Origin of the sequence: Campylobacter concisus (assembly GCF_050447445.1) — a bacterium.
Classification (GTDB): Bacteria; Campylobacterota; Campylobacteria; order Campylobacterales; family Campylobacteraceae; genus Campylobacter_A; species Campylobacter_A concisus_BI.
The window spans coordinates 445391-462411 of the sequence record NZ_JALMFW010000001.1; the positions used below are offsets into that span (position 1 = coordinate 445391).

The following is a 17021-nucleotide window of genomic DNA, read 5'->3' on the forward strand; positions in this document are numbered from 1 at the left end:
CACTTTTTATATTAACTTTAAGGATAGAAATGAAAAGGACTTATCAACCTCATAAAACCCCTAAAAAACGCACTCACGGCTTTCGCTTAAGAATGAAAACTAAAAATGGCCGAAAGGTAATAAACGCTAGACGTGCCAAAGGTAGAAAAAGATTGGCTGCTTAGCTGGTTTTGAGTCGTTAAGCGGCTCAAAAGAATTCTCTCAAGTTTATAAAGAGGCTAGCAAGTGGCATTGTGATGCTTGCATTGTTTTTTATAAACCAACAAATGAAAAAAAAATAGCAGTAGTTGCTAGTAAAAAAGTAGGAAAAGCGGTAGTTAGAAATAGAGCTAAAAGACTTTTGAGAGCCGCTTTTTTTAATATTTCTAGTGAATTAAAAGATGGCACATATATTATGATCGCAAAAAATGGAATTACAGAAATTTCATTTGAAAAAATTTGTAAAAATTTAAGTTGGTCTACAAAAAAAATGGGATGTTTAAAATGAAAAAAATTGCGATTAAAGCTATCGCTTTTTATCAAAAATATATTTCCATACTTCTACCAAAAAGCTGTCGCTATTACCCGACTTGTTCACAATACGCGATTTGGGAATTTCAAACAAATAGTTTTTTTTCTGCTTTTTTTGCAACCTTCATGCGAATTTTAAAATGTAATCAGCTTTTTAAAGGCGGTATCAACTACCCAATCATCTACAAAAAATTTAACTTATGTTTTATATCTCAAAAAAGTGATACCAAAAATGTAAATTTTTGGTTTGTCCCTTGTCAGAATAGTAAATTTTATGTCGTAAAAGTATTAGATAAATTAAAGGAAAAAAAATAAAATGGAACAGATGTCTATGCAAAAAAGGTTGCTTCTTGCAGCACTTTTATCTATTGTTTTTTTTATAGTGTATGATTTTTTTATGCCAAAAAGAGTGATGCCTGAGCAAAACCAAACTACAGTGTCTCAATCTCAATCTATAGATCAAAATAAAGCTCCAAATATAAATCAAAATACACCAAAATCAAATGAAAATTTGGCTTCAAATGAGATAATCGCTACTATCAAAGGTCAAAGCTACGAAGCAAAGATAGATAAACTAGGAAGAATTTCAAAATTCTACTTAACTGAAGAGAAATACAAAACTGAAGATGGTAACAAAATCGAGCTTGTTTCGCAAAATCCATTGCCCCTTGAGCTTAGATTTAACGATAGTATGCTAAATGCCGATGCTTTTAAGGTTGCATATAGTAGTGACGCTAGCGAGATAGATGCTAGCAGCGAGCCTAAAACCATAAAACTTACTCAAAAATTAGATGGAGTTACAGTCACAAAAAATATCAAATTTTACCCAAATGGCAGATATGAAGTTGAAGTAAATTTAAGCAAAAATGTTGATTATTTCATCACTCCTGGCTTTAGGCCAAACATCGCAGTAGATAGCTACACAGTTCATGGCGTTATGCTTAGAAATGCAGATGATAGCCTAAATATTATAGAAGATGGTGACGCCAAAGAGGTTAAAAACTATGCAAATACCACAATAGCAGCCGCCTCTGATAGATACTATACAACTCTATTTTACTCATTTGAAAAGCCATTTGAAGTAGCCGTAGACAAAGATTCTAACAACAATCCTATTCTTTTTGTAAAGGCAAATGATAATTTAAAATTAGGTGCATATATTGGACCAAAAGAGCATAAAATTTTAAGCTCAATGGACGAGAGACTAAATGATGTTATTGAGTATGGTTGGTTTACATTTATAGCAAAACCGATGTTTGCATTTTTAAATTTCTTGCATAACTACATTGGCAACTGGGGTTGGGCTATAGTTGTGCTAACACTTGTTATAAGGATAGTTTTATTCCCACTTACATATAAGGGTATGTTATCCATGAACAAGCTTAAAGAGCTTGCTCCAAAGGTAAAAGAGCTTCAGACAAAATATAAAGATGATAAGCAAAAGATGCAAGTTCATATGATGGAACTTTATAAAAAGCATGGCGCAAATCCAATGGGTGGATGCTTGCCGATCTTACTTCAAATTCCAGTATTTTTTGCGATCTACCGCGTCTTACTAAATGCGATCGAGCTAAAAGGCGCTCCTTGGATACTTTGGATACACGATCTTTCAGTAATGGATCCATATTTTGTATTGCCTATTTTGATGGGTCTTACGATGTTTTTGCAGCAAAAGCTTACACCAACGACATTTACTGATCCTATGCAAGAAAAGGTGATGAAATTTTTACCTCTTATATTTACATTTTTCTTCGTGACATTCCCAGCAGGTCTTACACTTTACTGGTTTGTAAATAACGTTTGCTCAGTTGTTCAGCAAGTGTTTGTAAATAAACTTTTTGAAAAACATAAAAAAGCTGCGGAGGTAAAGGCTTAATGAAAATAGAAGCAAATACCCTTCAAGAGGCATTTCAAAAGGCAGCTGAGCAGCTTAACTGCTCAGTAACTCAGCTTGATATAAAAGTTTTACAGCATCCAAGTAGTGGTTTTTTTGGATTTTTTAAAAGAAGTGCGATCATTGAAGCAAATTTAGAAAATCAGCCAAAACCACAACACAAGCCAAAAAATGATAAAAATTTTGTTAAAAAAAATGATGAGAACGAGGCTATAAAAGAAGATAAAAAGCAAGCTAAAAAACACGATCATAGTGATAAAAAGCGAGGCCCTAAAAAACATAGAGATGAAAAAAGCGAAACTAAATTTGAGCAAAAAGAACATAAAAATGAAAAGTCAAATTTAAGTGAAAAAAATGAAGCTCTAGCTAAAGATGCGTTTGCTCAAAAGAGTGAAGAAGAAGCTGAACCAGGATATGTGATAAAGAGACTTGACGATCCAAAAGAAATAAAGGAGCCACAAGCTAGCAAAAATGCTCCTAAAAATATTTTAGATAATTCTATTATTGAAAATTTTAACCAAACTGATGAAGAGAGCGCGACTCAAGCTTTGCCAAATAATAAAAAAGAAAAAGCAACAATCGACTTTGATAAAATTTTACCTGAGATCAAAGAGGGCATGAACCGTCTTTTTAAGGCAAGTTGTTTTGATATTAGTAAAATTGAAGTTAGCAAATTTGACGATGAAACGGTGCTTATAGAGCTTGATGGAGCTGATGCGGCTCTACTTATAGGTAAAGAAGGTTATAGATATAAAGCGATATCTTACATGCTTTATAACTGGCTAAACTCAAAATACAACCTTGCTATCCGCCTTGAAATCGCGCAATTTTTGCAAAATCAAGAAGCGATGATGGATCAATATCTAAATGGCGTGATTGAGCGTGTGCAAAATAGTGGCAGAGCTCAAACAAAGCCACTTGATGGGGTTTTGGTCAAGATCGCGCTTGAGAAGCTTCGCGAGAAGTTCCCAGATAAATATGTCGGCATAAAAAGCGGCAATGACGGCAAATTTGTCGTCGTAAATGACTTTTTCAAAAAATGAGTGAAACTATCGCAGCCCTTGCCACAGCTTATGGCATTGGCTCAGTTTCTATCGTAAGGTCTAGCGGCAAGGACGCCCTAGCTATCTCTTTAAAACTCCTTAAACTTTCAAATTTAGAGCCAAGATACGCAAAACTAGCCAAAATCTACTCCCTTGATGATGAAATTTTAGACGAGGGCATCGTTATATATTTTAAAGCCCCAGCAAGCTTTACAGGCGAGGATATCGTCGAATTTCAAACTCATGGTGGCGTGATGGTGAGCGAGAGAATTTTAAACGAGTTAATAAAGGCTGGTGCTAGGCTTGCTATGCCAGGCGAGTTTAGCAAGCGAGCATTTTTAAATGGCAAGATGGATCTAGCTAAGGCTGAGGCTATGCAAGGGCTCATCACTTCAAAAAGCGAGATCGCTGCTAAAATTTTGACCCGCCAGATGCAAGGCGATCTTAGTAAATTTGTAGGCGAGATCAGGGGCGAAGTGGTCAAAACTCTTGCCTTTGTTGAGACGATGATTGATTATGCTGATGATGATTTGCCTGCAAATTTACTAGAGCAGACCAAGCAGATGCTTTTAAAAAATAGCGAGAAGCTAGAGCGCATAGCAACTCTTAGCGAGCAAAGAAGAGGGCTGATTGATGGCTTTAAGATCGCTATCGTTGGTAAGCCAAATGTTGGCAAAAGCTCCATTTTAAACTCGTTTTTGGCATACGAGAGGGCGATCGTTAGCGACGAGGCGGGCACGACCAGAGATAGGATAGAAGAAAATTTCAAGATCGGCTCACATCTAGTTCGCATAATAGATACCGCTGGCATCAGAAAAGATGCTGGAAGGATCGAGCAAATCGGCATAAACTACTCAATTTCAGCTATAAATGAAGCTGACATCATCCTGGCTGTCTTTGATGGCTCAAATCCAAGTGATGAGCAAGACAAAGAGATAATTAGACTCGTTTTAGACTCAAATAAAAAGGCTTTTTTTATATTAAATAAAAGTGATTTATCTTTTAAATTTGACACCAAGCTAGATGGCGCTATCAAAATTTCAGCAAAAACCGATACAAGCGTAGTTTTAAAAGAGCTTGAGGGCTACCTCAAGACACAAGATACCGACGAGATCATGCTAAGCTCAAACCGCCAAATTTTAAGCTGTAAAGAGGCGAGTGAGGCTTTAAAAAGAGCCTTTTTGAGACTCAGCGAAGAGGAGCTAGAAATTTTTGCTTATGAGCTAAATAGTGCGATAAAAGCACTTGCAAGTATTACGAAACCATTTGAGAGAAGTGAAATTTTAGACGAAATGTTTAGCAGCTTTTGCCTGGGCAAGTGAGCGAATTTATCTTAAAGGAGAAAACAATGAAAAAATTCTATCAGTCGTCGCTTTGGCGGCGTTATTTAGCGGTTGCGCGCCTTTGCAAGATAATCTAACGGGTGCGGCCTCATCCGAACCAAAGTGGAGTAAGTATTTTGAAAACGACGGCAACCTCGGCAATATCGCGTTTTACTCGGAAAATTTAAGCAAAACTTACGCGCTAAAAGACGGCGACGTCATCGGTATGGCGATCGTAAAAAGGGCCGATGTGGCGCTGAAACTGGGCGATATGTATGCGCTAAACGGGCTTTCGTTTACGGTACTTGAGCTTGATGACAAGGAAAAATTCGGCTATCGCTACGTAAATATGCGCGATAAAGCCGAGCATGAAGCCCTAAAAAAGGCAAAAACGGTCAAATTTTATCAGTTTGGCGGCGGCATATTAGAGAGCGTAGTTTTTAGCGCGGACTCGGGCGCCGTGTGCGAGAGTTTTGCGGCGGACAAGACGGTAAAAGCTCATGCGGTGACTAATTATTACGATAAAGAAAGCGTCGACAATAGCGAATTTTTCGCGACCCTGATGGATATCGGAGTGAAAAAAGGCAAAAGCGCCGAGATCAAAAATCTAGACTTTAAATTTTTCGTTAGCGACGGCAAGCTTGCTAGTACGCAAACGCGAGCTCGCTCGGCGGATTTTAGAAGCAAAGTCATAGACGCCGACGCTAAAAAACAGGAGCAAATCCTATCAAACATCGTGTGCGCCGGGCCTAAAAACTGATCGCTTTTATCAAATTTAAACGCGAGCGCGAGATGAAAAAATTATTTCTAGCGGCTATTGCGGTATTGGCGTTTAGCGGTTGCGCGGCCATTACAGGCGAGATGGGCGGCGAGAGAGCGTGGCGTACATATATGGAAAACGACGCTAGCATACAGCAGATCGGATTTATAACCGAGACTACAGTCTACGAGATGAGCGGCGGCAAAAAAGAGGAAAAATTCGGCGACTATAAGGGTGGGGCCGAGGTGAAATCGCCTGGCAAGAGCGACTCGGCGAGCCAAAATCTAGGCTGGGTTTATGCAAGCGGCGACGGCGTAAAAACCCTGATAGTGATTGATCTAGATAGTGGTAGAAATGTAGATTTGAGCGATAAAGACGAGATAAAAAAGCTACAAAACTCAAAGAAATTTAAATTTTACGAATTTGGCGGCGGGATCCTTGAGAGCGTGGTTTATAGCGCGCAAAAATCTCCCGTTTGCAAGGCGTTTTTTAGCGGCGAACCTATAAGCGCTAGAAGCGTGACGAACTACTATGTGGGCGCGTCTGACGAGTTTTTTGCTACCGTGATCGACGCGAAGATAGTCGGTAATAAGGGCTTTGAGATAAAAAATTTGGACTTTAAATTTAACCTACCGAGTAGTAAGCTAGCCGAAGCTAAAGAGCAGGCGACCTCCGCGAAATTTAAACAAGACGTCATCGATCAAGACCTCAAAAAGCAAGGACGCATCCTGCTAAACATACTTTACTACTATGGTATGCCAAGCAAGTAGTCGTTTGCGGCGGGTAATCGCCCGCCGAATTTGGCGTAGCATCCGACTTACTTACGTCAAATTTAGGGTACTAATATACTTAAATTTTAATTTCCACAGCTACTTCAAATTTGGCGTTTGTCTAAAATTTGAGCCGCTCGCCAAGACCAGCGTCGCAAAAATGCTGATTTTCGGTTAAATTTAGAGCCGAATCAATAACTACAAACAGAATATTTTTAGCTTGCCGTATGAAATTTAGGCTCTTGTTTTATTTGTCAAATTTGTCTCGTTTTCGTCCCTTTGGTTTATCAAGTTTTTATGCGAATTTAAGTAAAATCAACCAAAATTTTTTAAAGGCTAAAAATGGACAAAACTACCGTAGAAGCGCACAAAATCAGCGATCAAGAGTATGAGGAGATCCTAAAGATCCTAGGCAGAGAGCCAAATTTGCTCGAGCTTGGCATATTTTCAGCGATGTGGAGCGAGCACTGCAGCTATAAATCAAGTAAAAAATACCTAAATGGCTTTCCGACAAAAGCTCCTTGGGTCATACAAGGGCCTGGTGAAAATGCCGGCGTCATCGACGTTGGTGACGGGATCGCAGCTGTGTTTAAGATGGAGAGTCACAACCATCCAAGCTTTATCGAGCCGTTTCAAGGCGCTGCAACCGGCGTTGGTGGAATTTTAAGAGATGTTTTTACGATGGGCGCAAGAGTTGTTGCGAACATGAACTCGCTTCGTTTTGGTGAGATAAGAGGCGATGACGAGCTAGCCAAAAAGCATAGATATCTACTAAAAGGAAGCGTCGCTGGCATCGGTCACTACGGCAACTGCATGGGTATCCCAACGATAGGCGGCGAGACTACATTTGATCCTAGCTTTAATGGCAACATCCTAATCAACGCCTTCGCGCTTGGACTTTGCAAAAGTGATGAAATTTTCTACGGCAAGGCTGAAGGTGTGGGCAATCCAGTCATTTACGTGGGTTCAAAGACTGGCAGGGACGGACTTGGCGGCGCTGTGATGGCTAGCGATAGCTTTAACGACGAAAATAAATCACTTCGCCCAACGGTGCAAGTAGGCGACCCATTTGCTGAGAAACTGCTCATGGAAGCTTGCTTGGAGCTTTTTAAAAAAGACTACATCATCGGCATCCAAGACATGGGCGCAGCAGGACTTACAAGCTCTAGCTTTGAGATGGCTGGCAGAAGTGGTAGCGGTATGAAGATGTATTTAGAGCGCGTGCCGATGCGCGAAGTTGGTATGACGCCTTATGAGCTAATGCTAAGCGAGTCTCAAGAGCGTATGCTAATATGCGCCAAAAAAGGCTATGAGCAAAAGGTGCTTGAAATTTTTAGAAAGTGGGACCTTGATGCTGAGATCATCGGTGAGGTCACAAGTAGCGGCGTGATGCAGCTTTACTGGCACGGTGAGCTTGCAGGCGAAATCCCTATCGGCCCACTTAGCGAGGCAGCTCCGGTGCTTGATCGTCCAGTCGCACGTCCAAAATACCTTGATGAGATAGCAAATTTAAAAATTCCAAACAATATTGATAACAAAACTGCATTTTTCAAGCTTTTAAAAGAGCCAGAAGTGCTGAATAAAAGCTTCATCTACGATCAATACGACGCAAATATCCAGACAAATACGATAAAACAGCCAGGTCACTTAGGCGCTGCAAGTATCAGAGTAAAAGGCACTAAAAAGGCCGTCTCTATGGCTGCGCAGTGCGATCCTAGAGCAAATTTCGTTGATCCTAAAATTGGTGCTGCAAGAGCTGTCGCTGCAGCTGGTAGAAAGGTCGCGATGAGTGGTGCTGTGCCACTTGCAATTACTGACTGCCTAAACTACGGCAATCCGCAAAATCCAGAGGTTATGTGGCAATTCAAAGAGGGATGTGAAGGCATAAAAGAGGCTTGCCGTGAGCTAAATACACCAGTTGTTAGTGGCAACGTGAGCCTTTATAACGACACTGACGGCGTGAGCGTCTATCCGACACCAGCCATTGTTACAGTTGGCGTAAATGAAGATGCAAATTTAAACCTAAAAAGCACATTTTTAAGCGAGGGCAGGGCGATTTACTTGCTTGGCGAGACAAGCGGGGAATTTGCTGCTTCACTTTACGCAAAGGCGCTATTTAACGTGGTTGGCGGAAAGCTAAAAGAGGTTGATTATAAAGCTGAGCGAGCTCTTTGGGACCTAGTGATCGAAGCAAATAAAGAGCAAATTTTAGAGTTTGCAAATAGCGTAGGCGTAGGCGGCCTTGCTATTACGCTAGCAAAAATGGCTAGCATATCAAACATCGGTGTAAACTGCGAGGCGAAATTTAAAGAGCCAAATTTTATCTTTGATGAGAGCTTTTCAAGAGCAGTTGTGGGAGTAAAAGACGAGGCTAAATTTGAAGCGCTTGCTGCTAAATTTGGCGTAAAATTTGAAAAAATTGGCGTTAGTGGTGGTAAGAGATTTAAACTAAATGATATCGATGAGAGCGTGGATGAGATAAGAGAAATTTATCTAAATGGGTTTGCAAAAATCGTTAGAAAAGAGGATTAAGAAATGGCTTTGAAAAAGGGCAAGGTCGCTGAGGCTGAAAATGAGCAAAAGGAAGCAGAACAAGTTGAAAAGCGAGGCGTAGCAAAACCGCCAGTGCTTTTTAGTAAGACACAAAATTTAATAAAATCAATCGAAAAAAGACTAAACGCTACCTTGATAACTTACTATAATTCAAACGCTGGTAGCGTTTGCGGCAACGATGCAAGTGCTATGTATGAAATTTTAAAGAGTAAAAAGATAGATACTGCTTATCTTTTTATAAAAAGTGACGGCGGAAGTGGTATTGCCGCTCTTAGGATTATCACTACACTTAGAAATTACTGCAAAAATTTAATAGCCCTAATACCTGCAAACTGCGCCTCGGCTGCTACCATGATGGCACTTGGCGCAAATGAGATCGTCATGGGGCCACTTGCCTATCTAACGCCTGTCGATACCTCGCTCAAACACGAGCTTAGTCCAACAAACAAAGGTAATGAGCTTGTGAGCGTTTCGATGGATGAACTTAGTCGTGTGGTTAAGCTTTGGAAAGAGCAAGATAAAGATAGGCCAAACGACACAAACCCTTATAACTCACTTTATGAGTATATTCATCCGCTAGTCTTTGGTGCGGTTGACCGTGCTAGCTCGCTATCGCTTAAGATTTGCACCGAGCTTCTTAGGTATCACATCGAGGACGATAAAAAGATCGCAGAAATTTCTGAAAGACTAAATGGTGACTACCCGGCTCATGAATATCCAATCCTCTTTAGAGAGGCACACGAGATCGGCCTTCATGTAAAAAAGATGGATGATGATCTAAATGAAATGCTTCAGGAGCTAACGCTACTTTACTCTGAGATGGGACAGCGGGCTTTTACTGACTATGATGAAAACAGTTACCACGATAACAATATCGCAAATATCATTGAAACAAATGGCAAGCAAATTTACTATCAGATCGATAAAGACTGGTTTTATCGCCCTGAGGAGCGTCGCTGGAATGTCATGAACGACGAGAGCTCTTGGCGTAAAAACGAGCTAGTAAATGGCAAAATAAAAAATACTATCTATCACTTGTGGTAACATGTCTGGTGTCTTATTTTTATTGATACTAGGCGGTGCTATATTTTTGCTGCTAAAGGTACAGTTAAGCAATAACCGTAGAAAACAAGCAAACGTAAATGAGGCTAAATTTTTAGTCTCACTCTTGGCAAAAGTGGCTAAGAGTGACGGTAGAGTAGGTGAGTTAGAAGCTAGGCTCATTAGTCAGGTGCTTGATGATCTAAGTAAAAAAGTTAGTGGCGTTAGCGGTGTGCGTGAGTATCTAAAAGAGGTTTATAAGAGCCAAAAAGAAAATGTAGATAACGCCTACGAAACCGCTAGAAACTACAAGAGTGCTTTTAATCTAAACTACGATATATGCGTCGCTAGGCTCACATTTTTTCTAAATTTAGCCTACATCGATGGAGAATTTAACAAAAGTGAGCAAGATGTTATAAGAAATATCGCTTATGGATTTGGCATTGATAAAGAAACGCTTGATGAGATCATCTTTAAATTTGATAGCTTTTATGGCTCAAGATTTGATACAAATCCCGATGAAGCTATCCAAGAAAAAGATGCGTTTGAGGTTTTAGGGCTTAGTAAAAATGCAAGTCTTGAAGAGGTAAAAGCTCGTTATAAAGAGCTTGTAAGGCAGTATCATCCCGACATTTTAATGGGCAGGGGAGAGAGTAAAGAGGTGATCGAGCGTTCAACTAAAAAGCTTCAGGAGATAAACGAGGCTTATGGGCGATTAAAAGAGAAATTTGGAGTTTAGATGAAGAAATTTATTATTTTGCTGCTAGCGGTGGCTGGCTTTTGTAATGATTTTAAAGTGGTAAATGTCGATGGAAAAGAGATAAAATTTAAGCTTACGCAAAGTGAGCTTTATCAAGATCAAAGATTAGTCATCAGCAACTATGATGTTAAAGACAGCAATGTGAGCATAATATTTGTCGACAAAGATGGCAACAAGAGCGACATTATGTCAGTTCAAGCAAAAAAATTAAATGAAATTAGTGAGTATATCTTTTCGTATGATCGCGGCATAAAGGTGATGAAATTTAGCTCGAAAAAGCCGATATGCGAGGCGCTTGAGAAAGAGGAGCCTATAAATTTAAGCGTATTAGATGCGAGATATTTTGACGGCAATCAAATTTCAAGCTATGCCTTTAGCGTTGATATTGTTGGTCAAAAGCGTGAAAACTTTGTAGAGAGAAAAGACTATTATATAGATGCAGCTGCAAATGTTATGGTTACGCTAGAAGCCTTATCGATAAAGAATATCGCAAAAGATATAAAAATGGGGCAGCTTCTGCTAGTAAAAGGTATATGTTTAACAAAAAGATAAAAAATTTAATAAAGGAGAAAAAATGAGAGCATTGCTTAGCGTTAGCGATAAAGAGGGCATTGTAGAGTTTGCAAAGGGGCTAGAAGAGCTTGGCTGGCAGATACTTTCAACTGGTGGCACATTTAAGCTTTTAAAAGAAAATGGCGTCAAAGCTACTGAGGTTAGCGAATTTACGGCGTCACCTGAGATGTTTGAGGGCAGGGTAAAGACGCTTCATCCAAAGATACATGGCGGCATCTTGCACAAACGTGACGACGCTACGCACGTGGCTCAGGCAAAAGAGCATGGTATCGATGGCATAGACCTAGTTTGTGTAAATTTATATCCATTTAAAGAGACTACTATTAGGACAGATGACTTTGCTGAGATCATCGAAAATATCGACATCGGTGGCCCAGCCATGGTAAGAAGTGCTGCTAAAAATTTTAAAGACGTGCTTATAGTTACAAGCGTGCTTGATTATGACGAAATTTTAAAGCGCCTAAAAGAGAAAAGCGATGATTTTGAGTTTAGAAGATCGCTGATGATAAAGGCATTCGAGCACACAGCAGCTTATGATAGCATGATCGCAAACTATATGAATGATAGATTTAATGGCGGTTTTGGTGATGCTAGATTTATCGTTGGAAGCAAGGTTTTTAACACGAGATACGGCGAAAATCCACATCAAAAAGGCGCACTTTATGAGTTTGATTATTTCTTCACAAACAACTTTAGAGCCCTAAAAGGCGAGGCAAGTTTTAATAATATGACCGATATAAATGGTGCATTGATGCTTGCAACTAGCTTTGATGATGCTCCAGCAGTGGCTATCATCAAGCACGCTAACCCTTGCGGTTTTGCGGTAAAAGATACATTGCTTGAGAGCTACGAGGCTGCGCTTAAGTGCGATCCGATCTCAGCATATGGCGGCGTGGTCGCTATAAATGGTACACTTGATGAAAAGCTAGCTAAAAAGATAAATGAAATTTACGTTGAGGTAATAATAGCTGCAAATGTCGATGATGCAGCTCTTAAAGTATTTGAGAGTAAAAAACGCATCAAAATTTTCACTCAAGACAATAAATTTTTAGTTCGCTCAAATGATAAATTTGACTTTAAGCACGTTGATGGTGGATTTGTATTTCAAGAAAGAGACTATGTAAAAGACGAAGAGCTTGAAAATATGAAGCAAATGAGTAAGAAATTTGCAACTGGTAGCGAGCTAAAGGACGCTCAGATCGCGTGGAAAGTGGCTGCGCTAACGAAGAGCAACTGTGTAGTTTATGTAAAAGACGGCGCTATGGTAGCCATTGGCATGGGTATGACAAGCCGTGTGGATGCTGCACGTGCGGCTGTGGCAAAGGCAAAAGAGCTAAAGATCGATCTAAGCGGCTGCGTGCTTGCTAGTGAGGCGTTCTTTCCATTTAGAGACAGCATCGACATCGCTAGCAAAGTCGGCGTAAAATGTGTCATTGAACCAGGTGGTAGCATCAGAGATGATGAGGTGATAGAGGCTGCCGATGAACACGGCATGTCACTATATTTTACTGGTGTTAGGCACTTCTTGCACTAAAATTTAGGGGCACTTGCCCCTTTCTTCACACTTTATAACTTTAATTTTCATATAATCTTTTAAAAATGAAAGGAGATAGAATGAAGAAGATCTTAAAATTTATCTTAATGGTGGCGGTGTTTTTTGGTCTAAATTTGATGGCAAAAGATGAGCTTATAAAGGAGCAGACGATGGCAGGGCAAAATTTAAAAGAAATTTATCTAGCAGGCGGTTGCTTTTGGGGTATGCAGGGATATTTTAAAAAGATATTTGGCGTAGTGGATACAAAGGTAGGCTACGCAAATGGCAAGAGCGAAAATGCTAGCTACCGCGAGCTTCATGAGAGCGATCATGCTGAGACACTTTATGTAAAATACGACGAAAATAGAGTCGCTTTAGCTGAAATTTTGGCTCACTTTTTTAGAGTGATCGACCCGACCTCTCTAAATAAACAAGGTAATGACGTCGGTAGGCAGTATAGAAGCGGAATTTACTATGTGAGCGAAAGTGATCTGCCAACGATAGAGAGCTTTATGAAAATAGAGCAAAAGAAATTTAAAGATAAGATCGTGGTTGAGGTAGCGCCACTTAAAAATTTCGTCTTAGGTGAGGAGTATCATCAAGACTATCTTGATAAAAATCCTTTTGGATATTGCCATATCGATCTAGGCTTAGCTGATAAACCGCTTTACGATGAGGCGAAATTTAAGCCGCTTAGTAAAGATGAGCTAAAGAAAAATTTAAGTAGCGAGCAGTATGCCGTGACGCAAGAAGCAGCGACTGAGAGGCCATTTAGTAGCGAGTATGATAAATTTGATAAAAAAGGCATTTATGTAGATATAACGAGCGGAAAGCCACTTTTCTCAAGTGCAGATAAATTTGATGCAGGATGTGGCTGGCCAAGCTTTACAAAGCCTATCACGACAACAGCTCTTTCGTATAAGGAGGACAACTCGTTTATGATGAAAAGGGTCGAAGTTAAGTCTCAAAATAGCGATGCGCACCTTGGGCATGTTTTTGACGATGGCCCAAGCGATAAGGGTGGGCTAAGATATTGCATAAATGGTGCGAGCCTTAAATTTATACCGCTTGAAGATATGGCTAGGCTTGGATACGAGGAATTTATACCTTACGTAAAATAGCTTTTGTTGAAGCAAATCAATAGTTTGAAAAGTTTAATCAGAGTATAATTCTCCAAAATCAAAAGGAGAAAAAATGAGTGATTTTTTCAAAAATGCAGAGCAGTTTAACGCCGAAGGTGCAACGGTGCCATTTTATAAATTTAATGAAAATGGTGTAAATTTTGTTGGCTTTGATTCACGTCCTTGCGTGCCGCCAGAGCCAATGGTCAATGCATTAATTGCTATTAAATTTGCTGATAAAAATACAAAAATTATGATGCTAAATCATAAATTTCCAGCTGGTCTTATACCAAAGATAGATAAGAGCTTTGACATAGAGCGTGAAGATATAGATGGTGGGGCTGTAAAGATGATTTTTAGCCTAAAAGACGGTGCAAACATAGAAGACGTAGATACGAGTCTTTGCCACTAAGATGCTTTTAAATACTTACGCACCACCATTTAAGCTAGTTGGTGGATATTTTATTGCTGGAATTTTCTTTTTAGCATTAAGTGTGCCGGCATTCTTTTATGCAGATTTTGATGCAATTAGCTCGCTAAATACAGCTGGTTTTTTGCATATATTTTTTGTTGGCTTTGTTATGAGCATTATCATCGGAGCACTTTATCAGCTAACTTCAGTCATCTTAGAAAAGCCGTTTTTTACAGCAAAAGGTGCTATTTTAAATTTGGCTATTTTTTGTCTATCATTGCTGGGCATGTGCTACGGGATGTTATTTGCTGAGGCTAAAATTTTACAAATTAGTGGAGTTTTGCTTTTTTGCTCGCTTGCTTTTTTTGCTACGACTTATGCATTAAGCTTTATGGATAATGAAAAAAAGAGTTTTGCGGCCTTTACACTTTTTGTTTCAGCTATCTTTTTGGTAATTGGAATAACGCTTGGTTTTTGCTTGCTTATGATACTTAGTGGCACGTTGATGCTTGATTTTGAGATGACACTAAAATTTCACGTTTATTTTGTGCTGGGATTTGTGTTTCTCGTGATACTTGGAGCTGCTAGCGTACTCCTACCTATGTTTGCATTGGCCCATGATCTAAAATTTACACTTAGCAAGGCCTCACTAGCATGCTATATTTTGGGTGGTATCTTACTAGCTTTTAATGAAAATTTATCTGTTTTGTCAATATGCGTGGCGGCTTTACTTTTTATAGCTCAAGCACTTTATATTTTAAAAAAGCGTGTTAGAAAGGCGTATGATTACTGGAATGCAAATATCATACTTTCGTTGGTGGCTTTGCTTGGTGCTGCTGTTTTTATAGCTTTAGGCAAATTAAATTTAGCTGCATATTTTTTAATATATGGCTTTTTGTTTGCTTTTATCGTAGCTCATCTTTATAAGATCGCACCATTTCTCATATGGTATCACTACGTAGCACCTTTTGTCGGAAAGGTAAAAGTGCCACTTCTTGATGCCATGATACTAAAAAAGATAGCTTATTTTGGTATAGCTTTTAATGCTATCTCGCTTCTTTGCTATCTTTTCTCAACTTGCTTTGAACTAGAAATTTTAGTGCAAGCTGGTATGATGTTTATAGCTCTTAGTATAGTTTTACTATCAATAAATATAATAAATATTTTTAGATTTACTGGTTTTAAAGGATAAAAAATGAAAGAAAAAATTTATAACGCACTGTCAAATATCGTTGATCCAGAAGTTGGCTTTGATATCGTTTCGCTTGGACTTATATACGATGCGAGCTGCGATGAGAATGGCAAAGCAAAAGTTACTATGACGCTTTCAACTAAATCTTGTCCACTGCACGAAATGATACTTGGCTGGGTAGAAACTGCTGTACTTGATATAGAAGGTGTCAAAGAGTGTGAGATCGATCTTGTCTGGGAGCCTGAGTGGAATATACAAATGGCAAGCGATTTTGTAAAAGCACAACTTGGAGTTTAAATTTTTAAGTTTTTATATTTGAAAGTTTGTAAATTTTTATAAGCTAGAGAGCAAAAGCTCTCTAGAAATTTTAAGGAGTTTGTTTTTTATTAGTCCATTTGATGGCGCATAAATGATGGCACATCAAGTTGTGACATATAGTCTTCGTCATATCCACCACTAACTTTTTTAAGTCTTAATATACGCTCTTTTTTTATGATATCGCTTGCATTAGAAGTTTGTACTTCATCTTTTTTTTCAGTTTCTTTTTGTGAGCTTTGAAAACCTGTGGCTATTATTGTAACTTCAACCTTATTATCTTCTATTTTGTCATCAGTTGTTGTACCAAATATAATTTCAGCATCTTCATCTGCTGCCTCATGAATAATGCTCATCGCATTATTGATATCAGCTAGTGGGCAACTAGGGCTTATTCTAAAATGAACTAAAATACCAAATGCACCATTTATTGTCATGTTATCAAGAAGTGGTGATTGTATAGCATTTTTTATAGCTTCTTGCGCTGCATCCTCGCCACTTGCTTCGCCAACACCCATTAAAGCTAGTCCTCTATGGCTCATAATCGTTCTAACATCTGCAAAGTCTAGATTTATGTCGCTTTTTCCTGAGTCAAGTACGATCGTACTCATACCATTGACGGCTCTTGCAAGTACTTCATCAACCATTTCAAAGCTTTCTTTTATGCCAGCATTTTTATCAATTAATGTTAGGAGTTTATCGTTTGGAATGACAACAATAGAATCGCTTTCTTTCCTGAGCTCTTCAAGGCCACAATCAGCCAATTTTCTACGTTTTTTTCCTTCAAACATAAAAGGCATAGTAACAACCGCAACTGTTAGTGCACCAATATCTTTTGCAGCTTGAGCAACTACTGGAGCTGCACCTGTACCAGTTCCACCACCAAGTCCTGTACCAATGAAAACTATATCTGATGTCTCAAGTGCACTTTTTACTTCATCATAGCTCTCTTCAGCAGCAGCTTTTCCTATTTCAGGTCTCATGCCTGCACCTAGACCTTTTGTCGTCTTTTCTCCAAGCTGTATTTTTGTATGTGCAAGAGAATTTTCAAGAGCCTTAGCATCTGTATTAGCAACAATAAGATCTATATTTAAATTTGGATTAACTCTTATTATGTGGTTGACCATATTGCCACCACCTCCACCTACACCTACGACCTTTATCTTTGCACCATAGATGCTTTTATTTTCTTCTACTGTGAAGCTACTCATTTTTGAAATT

General features: G+C 39.0%; 18 protein-coding genes. 17 read left to right on the forward strand and 1 reads right to left on the reverse strand.

The genetic code is table 11. The annotated features are described in order from the left end of the window. Window positions 1-29: 29 nt before the first annotated feature. From rpmH to MTT30_RS02385, 17 genes are all read left to right on the forward strand, one after another. Window positions 30-164, forward strand: coding sequence for a 50S ribosomal protein L34 (gene rpmH / locus MTT30_RS02305; RefSeq protein WP_002940373.1), 135 nt, complete (start codon window positions 30-32; stop codon window positions 162-164). Beyond that, complete coding sequence (rnpA, locus tag MTT30_RS02310) at window positions 152-487, forward strand: ribonuclease P protein component (protein ID WP_072594909.1); 336 nt, start codon at window positions 152-154, stop codon at window positions 485-487. The genes rpmH and rnpA overlap by 13 nt, the downstream gene beginning before the upstream one ends. Continuing rightward, window positions 484-825 (forward strand): membrane protein insertion efficiency factor YidD, encoded by a 342-nt coding sequence (yidD, locus tag MTT30_RS02315; protein ID WP_103604416.1) that lies wholly within the window; start codon window positions 484-486, stop codon window positions 823-825. Before rnpA ends, yidD begins: the two co-directional genes overlap by 4 nt. Window position 826: 1 nt before the next feature. Next, window positions 827-2386: a membrane protein insertase YidC gene (yidC, locus tag MTT30_RS02320; protein ID WP_429800845.1), complete on the forward strand. Its 1560-nt coding sequence runs from the start codon at window positions 827-829 to the stop codon at window positions 2384-2386. Continuing rightward, a complete protein-coding gene (locus MTT30_RS02325; protein WP_429800846.1) occupies window positions 2386-3447 on the forward strand; it encodes a Jag N-terminal domain-containing protein in 1062 nt (353 codons plus the stop codon). The genes yidC and MTT30_RS02325 overlap by 1 nt, the downstream gene beginning before the upstream one ends. Then, entirely contained in the window at window positions 3444-4769 is a 1326-nt protein-coding gene (mnmE, locus tag MTT30_RS02330) for a tRNA uridine-5-carboxymethylaminomethyl(34) synthesis GTPase MnmE (protein WP_429800847.1), read from the forward strand. The genes MTT30_RS02325 and mnmE overlap by 4 nt, the downstream gene beginning before the upstream one ends. A 52-nt stretch (window positions 4770-4821) precedes the next feature. Next, window positions 4822-5529, forward strand: a complete 708-nt coding sequence (locus MTT30_RS02335) for a hypothetical protein (protein ID WP_429800848.1) — start codon at window positions 4822-4824, stop codon at window positions 5527-5529. A gap of 32 nt (window positions 5530-5561) precedes the next feature. Further along, on the forward strand, window positions 5562-6299 hold the full coding sequence (locus tag MTT30_RS02340; RefSeq protein WP_429800849.1) for a hypothetical protein: 738 nt from the start codon (window positions 5562-5564) through the stop codon (window positions 6297-6299). A 342-nt stretch (window positions 6300-6641) separates the two neighbouring features. Next, entirely contained in the window at window positions 6642-8831 is a 2190-nt protein-coding gene (gene purL, locus MTT30_RS02345; RefSeq protein WP_429800850.1) for a phosphoribosylformylglycinamidine synthase subunit PurL, read from the forward strand. A gap of 3 nt (window positions 8832-8834) precedes the next feature. Further along, window positions 8835-9896, forward strand: coding sequence for an SDH family Clp fold serine proteinase (locus MTT30_RS02350; protein ID WP_429800851.1), 1062 nt, complete (start codon window positions 8835-8837; stop codon window positions 9894-9896). 1 nt (window position 9897) lies between these two features. Continuing rightward, complete coding sequence (locus tag MTT30_RS02355) at window positions 9898-10632, forward strand: TerB family tellurite resistance protein (protein ID WP_429800852.1); 735 nt, start codon at window positions 9898-9900, stop codon at window positions 10630-10632. Next, window positions 10633-11205, forward strand: coding sequence for a hypothetical protein (locus tag MTT30_RS02360; protein ID WP_429800853.1), 573 nt, complete (start codon window positions 10633-10635; stop codon window positions 11203-11205). Window positions 11206-11227: 22 nt separating this feature from the next. Continuing rightward, window positions 11228-12760, forward strand: coding sequence for a bifunctional phosphoribosylaminoimidazolecarboxamide formyltransferase/IMP cyclohydrolase (purH, locus tag MTT30_RS02365; protein ID WP_429800854.1), 1533 nt, complete (start codon window positions 11228-11230; stop codon window positions 12758-12760). Between the two features lie 80 nt (window positions 12761-12840). Beyond that, a complete protein-coding gene (msrB, locus tag MTT30_RS02370) occupies window positions 12841-13881 on the forward strand; it encodes a peptide-methionine (R)-S-oxide reductase MsrB (RefSeq protein WP_429800855.1) in 1041 nt (346 codons plus the stop codon). 73 nt (window positions 13882-13954) lie between these two features. After that, window positions 13955-14293, forward strand: a complete 339-nt coding sequence (locus MTT30_RS02375; protein ID WP_429800856.1) for a hypothetical protein — start codon at window positions 13955-13957, stop codon at window positions 14291-14293. Window position 14294: 1 nt separating this feature from the next. Next, the gene (locus tag MTT30_RS02380) at window positions 14295-15485 is read left to right on the forward strand and encodes a peptidase M50 (protein ID WP_429800857.1); all 1191 of its coding nucleotides are present in this window, start codon (window positions 14295-14297) and stop codon (window positions 15483-15485) included. A 3-nt stretch (window positions 15486-15488) separates the two neighbouring features. Then, a complete protein-coding gene (locus MTT30_RS02385) occupies window positions 15489-15782 on the forward strand; it encodes a metal-sulfur cluster assembly factor (RefSeq protein WP_021091019.1) in 294 nt (97 codons plus the stop codon). A gap of 89 nt (window positions 15783-15871) precedes the next feature. On the opposite strand, the gene ftsZ is transcribed toward MTT30_RS02385, so the two are convergent. Then, complete coding sequence (gene ftsZ / locus MTT30_RS02390) at window positions 15872-17011, reverse strand: cell division protein FtsZ (protein ID WP_021090604.1); 1140 nt, start codon at window positions 17009-17011, stop codon at window positions 15872-15874. Window positions 17012-17021 lie beyond the last annotated feature (10 nt).

Excerpts from the sequence above, each read along its gene's own strand:
- rpmH (WP_002940373.1), top strand. The coding sequence starts at position 30 with ATGAAAAGGACTTATCAACCTCATAAAACCCCTAAAAAACGCACTCAC.
- yidD (WP_103604416.1), top strand. The coding sequence starts at position 484 with ATGAAAAAAATTGCGATTAAAGCTATCGCTTTTTATCAAAAATATATT.
- yidC (WP_429800845.1), top strand. The coding sequence starts at position 827 with ATGGAACAGATGTCTATGCAAAAAAGGTTGCTTCTTGCAGCACTTTTA.
- MTT30_RS02325 (WP_429800846.1), top strand. The coding sequence starts at position 2,386 with ATGAAAATAGAAGCAAATACCCTTCAAGAGGCATTTCAAAAGGCAGCT.
- mnmE (WP_429800847.1), top strand. The coding sequence starts at position 3,444 with ATGAGTGAAACTATCGCAGCCCTTGCCACAGCTTATGGCATTGGCTCA.
- MTT30_RS02340 (WP_429800849.1), top strand. The coding sequence starts at position 5,562 with ATGAAAAAATTATTTCTAGCGGCTATTGCGGTATTGGCGTTTAGCGGT.
- purL (WP_429800850.1), top strand. The coding sequence starts at position 6,642 with ATGGACAAAACTACCGTAGAAGCGCACAAAATCAGCGATCAAGAGTAT.
- MTT30_RS02350 (WP_429800851.1), top strand. The coding sequence starts at position 8,835 with ATGGCTTTGAAAAAGGGCAAGGTCGCTGAGGCTGAAAATGAGCAAAAG.
- MTT30_RS02355 (WP_429800852.1), top strand. The coding sequence starts at position 9,898 with ATGTCTGGTGTCTTATTTTTATTGATACTAGGCGGTGCTATATTTTTG.
- MTT30_RS02360 (WP_429800853.1), top strand. The coding sequence starts at position 10,633 with ATGAAGAAATTTATTATTTTGCTGCTAGCGGTGGCTGGCTTTTGTAAT.
- purH (WP_429800854.1), top strand. The coding sequence starts at position 11,228 with ATGAGAGCATTGCTTAGCGTTAGCGATAAAGAGGGCATTGTAGAGTTT.
- msrB (WP_429800855.1), top strand. The coding sequence starts at position 12,841 with ATGAAGAAGATCTTAAAATTTATCTTAATGGTGGCGGTGTTTTTTGGT.
- MTT30_RS02375 (WP_429800856.1), top strand. The coding sequence starts at position 13,955 with ATGAGTGATTTTTTCAAAAATGCAGAGCAGTTTAACGCCGAAGGTGCA.
- MTT30_RS02380 (WP_429800857.1), top strand. The coding sequence starts at position 14,295 with ATGCTTTTAAATACTTACGCACCACCATTTAAGCTAGTTGGTGGATAT.
- MTT30_RS02385 (WP_021091019.1), top strand. The coding sequence starts at position 15,489 with ATGAAAGAAAAAATTTATAACGCACTGTCAAATATCGTTGATCCAGAA.
- ftsZ (WP_021090604.1), bottom strand. The coding sequence starts at position 17,011 with ATGAGTAGCTTCACAGTAGAAGAAAATAAAAGCATCTATGGTGCAAAG.